This window comes from Streptomyces sp. NPDC102283 (genome assembly GCF_044766265.1).
In the GTDB taxonomy this organism is placed as follows: Bacteria; Actinomycetota; Actinomycetes; order Streptomycetales; family Streptomycetaceae; genus Streptomyces.
Window position 1 is genome coordinate 400,510 of sequence record NZ_JBIWLQ010000006.1, and the last position, 12,035, is coordinate 412,544.

Annotated in this window: 8 protein-coding genes; 3 read left to right on the forward strand and 5 right to left on the reverse strand. The window is 75.9% G+C overall.

Translation table 11 applies throughout. The annotated features are described in order from the left end of the window. Positions 1–40 precede the first annotated feature (40 nt). The 3 genes from ACIRJT_RS15235 to ACIRJT_RS15245 are packed head-to-tail and all read right to left on the reverse strand — an operon-like array spanning position 41 to position 2,162. Entirely contained in the window at positions 41–259 is a 219-nt protein-coding gene (locus ACIRJT_RS15235; protein WP_403908846.1) for an aroma-sacti cluster domain-containing protein, read from the reverse strand. Then, positions 256–1,011 (reverse strand): iron-containing redox enzyme family protein, encoded by a 756-nt coding sequence (locus tag ACIRJT_RS15240; RefSeq protein WP_403908849.1) that lies wholly within the window; start codon positions 1,009–1,011, stop codon positions 256–258. The genes ACIRJT_RS15235 and ACIRJT_RS15240 overlap by 4 nt, the downstream gene beginning before the upstream one ends. Beyond that, positions 1,008–2,162: a radical SAM protein gene (locus tag ACIRJT_RS15245; RefSeq protein ID WP_403908852.1), complete on the reverse strand. Its 1,155-nt coding sequence runs from the start codon at positions 2,160–2,162 to the stop codon at positions 1,008–1,010. The genes ACIRJT_RS15240 and ACIRJT_RS15245 overlap by 4 nt, the downstream gene beginning before the upstream one ends. 323 nt (positions 2,163–2,485) lie before the next feature. Here ACIRJT_RS15245 and ACIRJT_RS15250 point away from each other — a divergent pair, with 323 nt between their 5' ends. From ACIRJT_RS15250 to lanKC, 3 genes are all read left to right on the forward strand, one after another. Further along, positions 2,486–2,641 (forward strand): hypothetical protein, encoded by a 156-nt coding sequence (locus ACIRJT_RS15250; RefSeq protein ID WP_403908978.1) that lies wholly within the window; start codon positions 2,486–2,488, stop codon positions 2,639–2,641. Positions 2,642–2,786: 145 nt separating this feature from the next. Then, entirely contained in the window at positions 2,787–4,175 is a 1,389-nt protein-coding gene (locus tag ACIRJT_RS15255) for an MFS transporter (protein WP_403908854.1), read from the forward strand. 10 nt (positions 4,176–4,185) lie between these two features. Next, positions 4,186–6,807 carry a class III lanthionine synthetase LanKC gene (lanKC, locus tag ACIRJT_RS15260; RefSeq protein WP_403908857.1) on the forward strand — a complete coding sequence of 874 codons (2,622 nt, stop codon included), beginning with the start codon at positions 4,186–4,188 and terminating at the stop codon, positions 6,805–6,807. Here lanKC and ACIRJT_RS15265 read toward each other — a convergent pair. Together ACIRJT_RS15265 and ACIRJT_RS15270 are read right to left on the reverse strand one after the other, a co-directional pair. Beyond that, complete coding sequence (locus ACIRJT_RS15265; protein ID WP_403908860.1) at positions 6,794–8,824, reverse strand: BTAD domain-containing putative transcriptional regulator; 2,031 nt, start codon at positions 8,822–8,824, stop codon at positions 6,794–6,796. The genes lanKC and ACIRJT_RS15265 overlap by 14 nt on opposite strands. Positions 8,825–9,058: 234 nt before the next feature. Next, complete coding sequence (locus ACIRJT_RS15270) at positions 9,059–11,989, reverse strand: AAA family ATPase (RefSeq protein WP_403908863.1); 2,931 nt, start codon at positions 11,987–11,989, stop codon at positions 9,059–9,061. Positions 11,990–12,035: the final 46 nt, after the last annotated feature.

The window sequence follows — 12,035 nt, forward strand, 5'->3', positions numbered from 1 at the left end:
GGCGCCGGGCCCGTCACGGTGAGCGGTCACCGGCCGCCGGTCAGAACAGGGCGCCGCCGGCTATCTCGCCGTGCGCCTGGACCTCCGGCCCCACGGCGTCCAGCCGGCCCTTGACGTCCAGCAGCACCGCCAACTCCTGTGGGGTCAGCCCGATCAGCACCTCGCGCTGCTCCTCGGTGAGCAGGTCGACGGGGAAGCCCGCCTCGTACAACGCGGCGGGCAGCGCGGGCTGTTCGCCGTTCTCGGGTGGTCCGGTCATGGTGTGACTCCCATCAGTGGGGCGGGTCCGGCTCCCCGCAGCGACGGCGCCGGTGCGGAGCGCCCGAGCCGGACGAAAAGCCGGGTGAGCGCGTCGAGGGAGTGCAGCGCGCTGACCGCCACGGCCGCTTCCGGCCCCCGGCCGAGCGGCAGCCGGTCCAGCAGCGCGTACAGCTCGTCCAGGTGCTCCGTGTCGATCACCGAGTGCTCCCGCACGGTCCGCAGCGCGGCGGCGGGCAGCCCGGTCAGCCGGGCGATACGGCCGGTGAGACCGGGCGCGGGCGCGTAGCCCTCCAGCACGGCGATGTAACCGAGCAGGGCGACCGGGTGGTGGTGCTCGATCCAGTAGTACTGGGACCCGACGAGCGAGGCGACCAGCGGAGAGGGCAGCGGACCGAGCGCGTCCCCGGGTTCGCCGCCCGCCGCCCGGAGGTCCTCCAGCAGCCAGGCGTCATGGCCCTCCTCCTCCCGGATGTGCTCCTCCAGGTAGGCGGCGAGCGGCGCAGCCAACGGATCGCCGGACGCGGCCAGGCCCCGGGCGCGGTCGAGAGCCAGCTCCATCAGCGGGACGGAGGCGCGGATGACGGCGTGCATGGTGCACAGATACGTCCGGTAGCGCGGCAACAGCCCCTCGGCACGCCACATGTGGTGCGTGGCGTCCCGGAACTCCGGCTCCAGCAGCAGGAGTTTGACCCGCAGCCGCGCGGAGGCCCCCGCGCGCCCGAGCCGCGTGCCGCCGGTCGCCGTGCTCATCGGACGTCCCGTCCGCCGGTCTCCGGCAGCGGTGGTCCGCCCGTGACGACCAGCGGCGCGTACACCGCGCAGCCGTGGCGGCGCACGACGCCCTGCGCGCCCTCCCGGGAGCCGCGCACCGCGGCCGTCAGGTCCAGCAGCGCTCCGGCCGCCCCGCCCGCCACGGCCCGGGCCCCGGCCGCCGCCGCCTCGTCGCCGCCCAGGGCCCGGCAGCCGTCGCAGTAGGAGCCCGCCCCGGCGCCCGAGCCGTAGCGGGCGGCCAGATGGGTGGGCCCGACCGTGCGGAGCATGCGCAGCATCGGGGACTCCAGTGCCCGGCCGCGTACGGTCGCCCAGTCGTCGACGCCGATGTGCCCGAGGTCCAGGTGGGCCGGGACGGGCCGCTTGTCGACGGTGTCCTGGTTGCAGCAGGCCAGCACCCGGCCGTCGAAGGCGACCACCGGCCAGGCGGCCATCGAGCAGGGCGAGGCCGCCGCCGGGTCGGGGCCGGTGCGGGCGGCCCTGGCCCAGGAGGCGGCCCGGCCGAACGGCCGCACCTCGTTGACCAGGCAGGGGACCCGGCCGCCGAACTCCTTGTCCACCGCCCGGGTGATGTCGGCGAGATACGGGTCGGTCGCCCCGGTCCCGGTGAGGTGGAAGCTCACGGCCACGCCCTCGTCCCGGATCCGGTGCAGGGCGCGGAACACGTCGGCGCGCGGGACCTCGCGCTCGTGGTGGACGTCGAGGGAGGCCGAGAAGTGGTCGACGGAGCGGATCGCGCGCAGGATCGCGGGGGGAATCGCCTTCCCGCCCCGGCCGCCCCGACCGCTTCGGCCCTCCCGCCCGCTCCGCAGGCCTCCGGACCGGGCGAAGAACATCCCGCTGAGCAGCGCGGTACGGGACCCGGCGCGGCGCGCCAGCGTGCTCAGCCGTTCGGCGAGCGCGGGCAGCAACAGCGGCTCCCCGCCGGTGAGCATGACGACGTCGGGACGGTTCTCCGCGCTGAACGAGCCGACGAAGCGCTCCAGTTCACCGCCGTCCGGCTCCTCCCGGGTGAACAGGTCCGACCCGGTCGAGCAGTGCGCGCAGCGCAGCGGGCAGCGCCGGGTGAGGCCGAGGAGCAGACCGGCGGCCGGGAGGGGCCGCCGTGCGACCAGTTCGGCGAGTTCCATGCGGGCCGCCTCCTTCGGGGCCGGGGCGCGTAGGGCGCGTACTCAAGGCTCCGCCGCGCCGGTTCGCGGACGGTCCGCCGATGCTTCGGCGGCGGTATGGGCCCAGGTCGGGGCGGGTCCCCGGGCCGCCGGCGAGGGCCGCGGACCGGTCAACTACGCCGTCAGCTGGCCCGATACCGCCGCCATACCGCCACCGAAGCGATCGCCAGGCGCGGCTTCCTAACGTTCTCGGCAACGGCAGGCAACGGCCGGCCGCACCGGACACCGAGGGGCGATCCCCGACGGAACCCGGGCCCCGCTGTGACGAGTGGATGGAGACCACCATGTCCGAGAACACCAAGCCCGCCGCCGACGACGCCGAGGAGACCCCCGAGGTCGAGGCGCACTCCGTCCTGGACCTCCAGGAGACGGCCAACAACCACGACATCATCCAGCCCCCCGGCAACTGCGTCAGCACCGTGAGCCTCGTCCTGGGCTGATCCGACGGACCATCCGGTCGTAGCCACCTCCGACGGGGCCCGAGCCCCGCAGACGTGGCGCCGGCCGAAGCCGGGGCGGCCTCCGCGCACCATGGAGGCCGCCCCGTCCCGCGCAGCCGACGACCACGGACGACAGGAGCCCCCGATGGCCGAACCGCTCCGTTCCAACCGGGATTTCCGGCTGCTCTGGCTGAGCGGCCTCTTCGCCGCTCTGGGCGGCCAGATGAGCGCCATCGCGCTGCCCCTGCTGATCCTCAAGGAGACCGGCTCCGCCGTGCAGGCCGGCGCCGTGGGAACGGTGGCCGTCTGCGCCGTACTGATCACGATGCTGCCGGGCGGGGTCATGGCCGACCGGGTCGAACGCCGCCGTCTGATGCGGCTGTGCGACGTGGGCAGCCTGGCGGCCGTCACCGCCCTGGCCGTCGCCGTGTGGAACGGGCACGCCCCGATGGTCCTCGTCCTGCTGGTCGCGACCTCCGGCGCCGTACTGAACAGCGTCTACGCCCCCGCCGCCTTCGGTCTGATGCGCGCGGTCGTGCCGCCGGACCAGATGAGCACGGCGACCGCCCGGCTCCAGGCGCGCAGCTCCACGGCCCGGCTGGTCGGCCCGCTCGTCGGCGGCGCGCTGTTCGGCGTGCACGAGGCCCTGCCCTTCACCGCCCAGTTCCTCGGGCTGTTCCTCTCCACCGTCTGCGTGGCGCTCGTGCGGACCCGCTCGGAGGCCAGGACCAGGGCGGGTTCGGTGTTCAGCCGCCGGGAACTCACCGCAGGGCTCTCCTTCCTGTGGCGACTGCCCTATCTGCGGACGGTGCTGCTCGTCTTCGGGCTGGGCATGAACTTCTCCTTCGGCGCCCTCACCTTCACGGCGCTCGCCGTCTTCTCCGACGGCGGGCGCTCCGGCCTCGGCGGCGGCTTCGTCATCACCTGCGTCTCGGCGGGAGCCCTCGCCGGGGCGCTGATCGCGCCCCGGTTCGCGGCGGAACGCCATGTCCGGACGCTCATCGTCATCACCTGCTGGAGCTGCGTGGGGACGGCCGCCGCGCTGGCCTGGCTCAGCAGCCCGCTGGTGGCCGGACTGCTCTGCGCGCTCTGCATGGGCCTCTCGACGGTCGCCAGCATCGGCTTCCTCTCGACCCTGCTGGTCGTCACGCCCGAGGACCGGATCGGGCGGGTGCAGAGCGCCGCGGGCTTCCTCTCCTCGGTCGTCCAGCCGTTCGGCCCGCTGGTCGGTGGCTTCCTGCTGACCACGCTGGACAGCAGTACCGCCTTTGTCGTGATCGGCTGCGTGCTGGCCGTCTCGGCGGCCGTCGTGACGCTCGCCCCCTCCGTCCGCGCCGGGGCGGGCGCGTCCCGGGAGAAGCCGGACGCGGCTGCCGGGGAACCGGAGCCGGCGGAAGGGAAGCCGACGCCGCCGACGCCCGAGGAGCCGGACCACCCGGAACCGGCCGGAACCCTTCGCCCCCGCCCGGCGACCGCCCCGGAGCGGGCCGCGGCAGGGCCGGCCCCCGACGCCGCGGGTCCCGGCGCACCCTGAGGAGGAACCCGTGCCCGGTCTCCACCAGACCCAGCTCTACTGCCTCGCCGACCGCACGTACTACGAGACCCCCGCCCGGCTGAAGGACGCGGGCACCCGCTACCCGCTGGACTCCGAACCGCCGGCCGACGGCTGGCGCCGGGTCGCCGGCGGCCTGTGGACCTCCCTGCTCCCCGAGGACCGTGAACCGGCCGGGCAGGGCTGGAAGATCCATGTCTCCACCGTCCCGGAGGAGGCCGAGGAGACCCTGCTCGACACCGCCCGGATCTGCCGGGCCCACGGAGTACCGTTCAAGTTCCTCCGCAGCGAGCGGGCACTCCTGCTGATGTCCGGCAAGTACATGTCCCGTGCGGGCGCCGGGAAGTTCATCACCCTCTACCCGCCGGACGAGACCGTGTTCCTGCGGGTGCTGGACGAGTTGACCCGCGCTCTCGCCGGCCGCCGCGGCCCCTACATCCTCAGCGACCTGCGGATCGGCGACGCCCCGGTGTACGTACGCTACGGGGCGTTCGTCTCCCGCTGGTGCCTCGACGAGGACGGCGAACGGGTGCTGGCCCTGCGCCACCCCTCGGGCGAGCTGGTGCCCGACGAGCGCGGGGTGGTGTTCCGGGTGCCGCCGTGGGTCACCGTGCCCGACGAGCTGCGCCCGCACCTGGCGGCCCGCGCCGCCGCCGGGGACGCCGCCTTCCCCTACGACGTCTCCGAGTCCCTCCAGTTCTCCAACGCGGGCGGCATCTACCTGGCCCGGCACCGGGAGACCGGCCGGCAGGTGGTGCTCCGCGAGGCCCGGCCGCACAGCGGCCTGGACGAGGCGGGCGACGACGCGGTGACCCGGCTGCACCGCGAGCACCGGGCCCTGACCGCGCTGGCCGGGCTGGACTGCGTTCCCGAGGTGCACGGCGTACGGACCGTGTGGGAGCACCACTTCCTGATCGAGGAGCACATCGAGGGGACCACCCTCCTGGAGGAGATCGTCGGCCGCTTCGCCCTGCTCCACAGCACCGGCACGGCCGCCGAACTCGCCCCGTACATCGCCTGGGTGGACTCCGTGACCGGGCGGCTGACCGAGGCGCTGGCCGCCGTCCACGGGCGCGGTCTGCGCTTCGGCGACCTCCACCCCTCCAACATCATCATCCGTCCCGACGGCCGCGTGGCCCTGATCGACTTCGAGTACGCCACGGCCCTCGACGACCCGGACACCCCGGTGGCGGGCGCCCCGGGGCTCCAGGCGCCCGCCGGGACCATCGGCGCGGAGGCCGACGCCTACGCGCTCTGGGCGACCTGGCTCTACATGCTGATGCCCATCATGGAGATGGCCGGCCACGACCGGGCCAAGGCCCTGACCCTGGAACGGTGGGCCCGCCGGAGGTACGGCCTCGACGCCGGAGCGGGACCGCGCAGGCCTGCGGCGCTGCGGGCCGCGGAGAGCACCGACGGCCGCGAGAGGGAGACCGCCGCGCTGCTCGACGGACCCGAGCCGGACTGGGCCGGGCTGCGGGAGAGGCTGCTGCGGGGCGTCCACGCGGGGGCGACGCCCGAGCGCACCGACCGCCTCTTCCCCGGGGACCCCGACGTCTTCTCGACCGGCGGGAGCGACGTCGCGCACGGGGCGGCCGGGGTGCTCCACGCCCTGCACCGCACCGGCGCCCCGGTGCCGCGCGCCTGGACCGACTGGCTCGCCGACACGGCCCGGCGACGGGACCCCGCGGCGCCGGGCGGCCTCTACGGCGGGCTGCCGGGCACCGCGGTGGTGCTGTCCGCGCTGGGCCGCCGGGAGGAGGGCCGGGAACTCTACGAACGGTCCGCCGCCGCGCCCCTGTCCGCCTCGGCCGACCTGATGAACGGCCGCGCGGGCATCGCGCTCGCCGCGCTGCGCCTGGCCCGGCCGGCCCGCGCGGGGGACGGGCCGGCCGACGCCAAGGTCGACCACGACCTCGTCGACGCCGCCGCCCGCACCGCCCACGACCTGGACCGGCTGGTGCGGGGCGAGTCCGTGCCGGGGCTGCGCGCACCCGCGTCGGCGGGGCTGCTGCGCGGGCTGAGCGGAGCGGCCCTGCTCCACCTCGAACTGCACGCCCTGACCGGCGACGAGCAGTTCCTGGCGGCCGCGGGCCGGGCCCTGGAGGCGGAGGCGGCCCACTGCGTGACCATGCCGGACGGCACCGTCCAGGTGAAGGACGGCCGGCGGCACTTCCTCTACCTGGACCAGGGGAGCGGCGGTTTCGCCCTGGTGGCCCGGGCCTATCTGGCCCGCCGCGACTCCCCCGAACTCGCCGCCCTGCTGCCCGGGGTGGCCAAGGGCTGCGCCTTCGAGTTCGTCCGCGAGCCGGGCCTGTTCACCGGTCGGGCGGGCCTCATGGCCGTGGCGGGCTCCCTGTCGCCGGACGGTCGTACGGACCCCGGGGTCCTGGCCTCCGTACGCAACCTGTCCTGGCACCTGGTCGCCGACGAGGACCGGCTGCTCGTCCCGGGGGCGGGCCTGCTGCGCTGCTCCGCCGACCTGGCCACCGGAGCGGCGGGGCTGCTGATGTCCCTGCACTTCCTGGCCGGCGCGGAAGCCGGCGGACCCTCCCACGGGACCCCCGCCGGCGACCGGCCGAACGACCTGCTGGAACTGCTCACCCTGGGATGAGCGCGGAAGCCGGTACGCCCGGCCGGTCGGGAGCCTCCCCCTCGACCGGTACGCCCAGCCGGTCGACAGCCTCCCGCCGGACCCCTCCGCCCAGCCGGTCAGGCGCCTCCCGCCCGGTCCGAACACCGTGCCGGGCGGGGGTTTCCCGCTCGGCCGGCACTTCTGGGAGGTCCGAAGCCTCCCGCTCGCGTGCGTACAGGCCGAGCAGGCGCGGCACCTCGTACAGCGCGGCGTGCGCGGTGACCTCCCCGGCGGGCGAGGTCACCGCACCGGCGTCGATCAGCGACTCGACGGCCCGGATCGCCGCCCGCTCCCCGCAGCCCAGTGCCTCCGTGGCCCGGTCCAGGGTGAAGCACCCGTCCTCGGCGAGCCCCGCCAGGCGCCCCAGCGCCGACCGGTCGCCGTCCGCCAGGTCCTGCCAGCCGGACGCGATCCGATGCCGTACGGACACGTCCCCGGCGACCAGTTCGTCCAGCGCGGCCGACGGGTCGCCCAGCCGGGCCGCGTACTCCGCCAGCGGCAGATGCCGCAGCACCGCCAGCCGCATCCCGCTCACCTCCACCGCCAGCGGCAGCCCCCCGCAGGCCCGCACGATCCGCAACGCCGCCTCCCGGTCCGCCCGCAGCCGCCCCGCCCCGATCAGCTCCCCCAGCAACTCCAGCGCCTCACCGTCCGCCAGCGCGGGCAACGCGATCCGGTGGACCGGGGCGAGGCCCGCCAACTGCCCCCGGGCGGTGATCAGTACGGAACACTTCCCCGAACGGGACAGCAGCCCCCGTACGGACGCCTCGTCCGGCACGTCGTCCAGGACGACCAGCGCCCGGCGCCGGGCCTGCCACTCCTGCCAGGCGTCCGCGAGGGCGGCTGTCGCCACGCGAACGTCCGCCGGCCCGCCCTCCGCCCCCGCGGGGGCGGCGCCGCCCACCACTCCGCACAGCCGTCCCAGCTCGGCCAGGACCTCCGCCCGGCTCCGCGCCGTACCGTCCTCACGGCGCACCCGGACGCGGACGCGGCCGTCGGGGAAGCGGTCGGCGAGCAGATGGGCCGCCCGGACCGCGAGAGCCGACTTGCCCGCCCCGGCGGGGCCCGAGACGACCACCACACGCTCCTCGCCGCCGCCCAGCACGCCGAGCAGGTCCCGCAGTTCGTCGCGGCGACCGGTGAAGGCCCCCGTACAGGCGGGCAGCGCCCTCGCGCTCCCCGCCTCCCGGGCGGCGGGCCGCCGGGCCTCGCGGCCCCGGCCGAGCATCGCACGGTACTGCGCCGCCATCGCCGGACTCGGCTCCAGGCCCAACTCCCGGGCCATCAGCTGCCGGTAGTCGTCGTACACCGCCAGCGCCTCGGCCTGCCGGCCCGACTGGTGCAGGGAGTTCATCCAGGCGGCCCGGAGCCGCTCCCGCAGCGGATGGCGCTCCACCAGATCGCGCAGCCCGTCCACCGCGACGGCGGCCCGGCCCAGCTCGATCTCGGTCTCCGCCCAGTCCTCGAACACCGTCAGACAGCGGGCCTCCAGCCGGTCGGCCTCCTCGGTGACCTCGGCGGAGTCCCGCAGATCGTTCAGCGGCGGCCCCTCCCACAGGTCCAGCGCCTCGCGCAGCAGCCGGGCCGCGCCGGGAAGGTCACCCCGCCCGGCCGCCGCCCGGCCCGCGCGGGCCAGCGCCCCGAAGCGCAGGGTGTCCAGCTCGCCCTCGGCGATGCGCAGCAGGTAGCCCCCGCAGCCGTGCACCACCCGCTCCCGGCCCTCCTCCCCGGCGGGACCCAGGAGGGCACGGGCGGCACTGACGTAGACCTGGAGGTTCTTGCGGGCGGTACGGGGCGGATCGTCCGGCCACACCGCGTCGGTCAGCACGCCCACCGGTACGGGAGTGTTGGGGCGGGCCAGCAGGGTGGCGAGGACCAGGCGCTGCTTGCGCGGGCCGAGCGGCAGCTCACGGCCGTCCAGCCTTGCCGTGAGCGGGCCGAGCAGGGAGACGTACACCGCACCTGCGGAACCGGTACGGGCGGGAGGTCGGGTCATCAGCGGGCCTCCGGGAGGGGGACGGGCGGCGGACTGGGCCGTACGTACGCCCCGATCCTGCTGCCGCCCCGGCCCCCGCACATCGGGGCCCCGCACGCATTTTCCGCCCGGCCACCCGACCGAAACCGTCCGGCGCCCCCATGTTGCCCGACCCGGCCCCCATGGCCCCCGGAGCGGACCCTGCCTCGGGGCGGTTCGGGCGGCCCGCCCGGGCCGGTTCGGGCGGCCCCCGCCTCAGGCCGGTTCGACGGCGCACTCGGCGGCGAACTCGCACAGCGCGGCCCGGTCCGCGCGCCCGGTCTTGCTCAGCAGACTGGCCATGTGCTTCTCCACCGTGCGGGGCGAGATGGACAGCCGCCGGGCGATCTGCTGGTTCCCGGGCCGTTCCGGCAGCAGCACGAACACCTCGTACTCGCGCGGGGTCACCCCGCCGGCCCGCAGCGGTGACGGGATCCGGTCCCAGCCACCCCGGTGCTGACCCACGCTCGCCCCGGCCTGCCGCAGCGCGGCCCGGCACGCGGAGGCGACCGGCTGCACCCCGGCCCCGTAGAAGAACTCCTCGGCGGACCGCAGCCACGCCACCGGCTCGCCCCACCCGTCCGCGCGGGCCGCGTCCGCGACCAGCCGCAGGCCCAGGTGGCGGGCGACCGGGAAGGGTGCGGACCGCACATCGAACGACGCCATCAGCCGGGCGGCCCCGGCAGGGTCGCCCTCCCGGCCCAGCAGCACCGCCTCCGCCAGCTCCAGGAACTGCCGGTTCCAGGCGAGAGCGCCCCCGGGAGCACCCCGCGCCTCCGCCAGCTCCGCCCGGCCCGCCTCGCCCGACAGCACCCGCAGCAGCGGGCGCAGCCCGTACCGCCCGCTCAGGTAGTAGTAGCTCGGGTGGTCCGCCTCCCAGGCCAGCGCCTCGTCCAGACCCGCCGCCGCCCGCTCCCGGTCCTCCTCCAGGAGCGCCCCGAACGCCCGGCAGAGCCCCGACCGGAGCGGCACCAGCAGCGACTGCTCGCCCCCGGCCCGCCGGAACGCGGCCAGCGCCCGGTCCATGTCCCGCCGCCGCCCCCGGTGCGCGGCCATCGTCGCCCCGGCCAGCAGCAGATAGCGGTGGGCGGACCGGTCACCGACCCGGGCACTTGCCTCCGCCGAGCGGTCGATGATCTCCTGCGCCTCCTCCCACCGGGCGCACATCACCGCGTTCATCGCGAGCAGCCCGTCGACCGTCCGGGTCAGCAGCAACGCCCCCAGTTCGGTGGCCGCCGCCCGCGCGGAGAGCAGCCGGGCCGCGTCCCCGGTCCGCATGAAGGCGTTCGCCCCGAGCCGCACCAGCGCCTCCACCCGCCAGACCGGCAGGGCGTGTTCGGTGGAGATCGACAGCATCCGCTCCAGTGCGGCGTCCGCGGCGTCGAAGCCCTCCTCGCGCCGCAGCAGCGCCAGCAACTGCCAGGCCTGACAGGCCACCACGGGCAGCCCCTCGGCCTCGGCGGTCTCCGCGGCCTCCCGCACGGCCCGCTCGGAATCCGCCGGATCCCGGGGCTCGTGCCCGCGCTGCCGGTGCCCGGGAAGCAGTGCCAGATACCCGTCGACCACCACGAGCGCGGCCCGGCGGCCCGGCGGCGGAGACGGGCCCAGCAGGACCCGGGCCGCCTCGACCTGGAGCGCCGCGTCGGCGGGGCGCTCCGCCATGACCGCCGCCCAGGCCAGCTCGATGTGGATCAGGCCGCGCCGGGCGGCGGCCTCGGAACGCGCCGGAACCGGCGGCAGCGCGTCCGCCAGCGCCAGTGCGCCGTCCAGATCGCCGCCCTCGGCACGGGCGACCGCCAACGACTCGGCGACGGCGGCCCGGTCGGTCTCGGCGGCCAGCGGGTGCGCCCGCTCCAGCAGCACCACGGCGGAACCGTGCGCTCCCGAAGCGAGCATCCGTCTTCCCGCCTCCGCGAACTGGCGGGCCGCCCCCGTCCGGTTGCCGGCGGCCAGTTGCAGCGAGGCCACGAGCTGCCGGCCGTCCTCGTCCAGCGGCTGCCCGGAGCGCTCGATGGCCGTGGCGGCACGCCGGGCGAGCGACGCGCGCTCGGCCGGCGCCAGCGAGGAGATCAGGGCCTCGGCGGTCAGCGAGTGCCGGAAGGTGTAGCGGTCGGGGGCCGCTCCGTCCGGGGCGATGACACCGGCCTCCACCGCCGACCGCAGATGCGTGAACAGCGCCCGGTCCTCGAAACCGGTGACGGTCTGGAGCACGGTCACCGAGAACTGGCTGCCCAGGGTGGCCGACGCCAGTAAGAGGTCCCGCACCGGCTCGTCCAGCCGCTCCAGCCGACGGGCCCAGCTGCGGACGATGTCCGAGGGCACCGCACCGCCCGGCTGCTCCGCCGACTCCCACCCGTCGTCCGTGCGCCGGAGCCGGCCGGTGTCCAGCAGGTCCGCCAGCAGCACTTCCAGCAAGTAGGGGTTGCCCGCCGCGCGTTCGGCCAGGCGCCGGTGCACCGACTCGGGTATCTCCTCCGGACGCGCCTCCAGACACGCGCCCGTCAGCGCCCGCACCCGGTCGTCGCGGAGCGGGCCCAGCTCCCGCACCCCCGCGGTGTGCCGACGCTCGGCGGAGCGTACGAGGTCCAGGGCGGCGCCCGGCTCCGGACGCAGGGTGCCCAGGAACAGGATGGGCAGATCGGCCAGGTTGTCGATGATGTACTCGACGACCGCGACGGTCTCCGTGTCGCAGTCGTGCAGATCCTCCAGCAGGATCGTGCAGCCCGCCTCCCGGCCCAGCACGGACAGCAGCCGCAGCAGAGCCTCGGCCAGCTCCACGACCGTCTCCGGATAGCCGGGGGACCCGTCCCTGCGCCACTCCGGGACCAGCCGGGCCAGCGCCGGGTGGTAGGGCGCCAGCTCCGGATCGGTCGGCGTGCCCGCGGCCCGGAACCGGGAGGCCAGCGCCTCCGCGAGCGGACGGAAGGGGACGACGAGCCCGGTCGAGGTGGCCCGGCCGCGCAGCACCGGCATACCGAGCCCGTACGCCCGGTAGGCGCACTCGCCCACCAGCCGGGACTTGCCGATACCGGCTTCCCCGAGGAGGAACAGCGCGCGCCCCGAACGCCGTTGTACGGCGTCCAGGGCGCTGCTCAGCAGTCCGATCTCCTCGTCCCGCCCGACGATGACCGGCGAAGTGGCTCGCATGGCCGCAGGTTACTGGAGCCCCAACCCCTACGGCAGCGGGCCAATT

Coding starts and splice junctions, on each gene's coding strand:
- ACIRJT_RS15235 (WP_403908846.1), bottom strand. CDS start 259: ATGACCGGACCACCCGAGAACGGCGAACAGCCCGCGCTGCCCGCCGCG.
- ACIRJT_RS15240 (WP_403908849.1), bottom strand. CDS start 1,011: ATGAGCACGGCGACCGGCGGCACGCGGCTCGGGCGCGCGGGGGCCTCC.
- ACIRJT_RS15245 (WP_403908852.1), bottom strand. CDS start 2,162: ATGGAACTCGCCGAACTGGTCGCACGGCGGCCCCTCCCGGCCGCCGGT.
- ACIRJT_RS15250 (WP_403908978.1), top strand. CDS start 2,486: ATGTCCGAGAACACCAAGCCCGCCGCCGACGACGCCGAGGAGACCCCC.
- ACIRJT_RS15255 (WP_403908854.1), top strand. CDS start 2,787: ATGGCCGAACCGCTCCGTTCCAACCGGGATTTCCGGCTGCTCTGGCTG.
- ACIRJT_RS15265 (WP_403908860.1), bottom strand. CDS start 8,824: ATGACCCGACCTCCCGCCCGTACCGGTTCCGCAGGTGCGGTGTACGTC.
- ACIRJT_RS15270 (WP_403908863.1), bottom strand. CDS start 11,989: ATGCGAGCCACTTCGCCGGTCATCGTCGGGCGGGACGAGGAGATCGGA.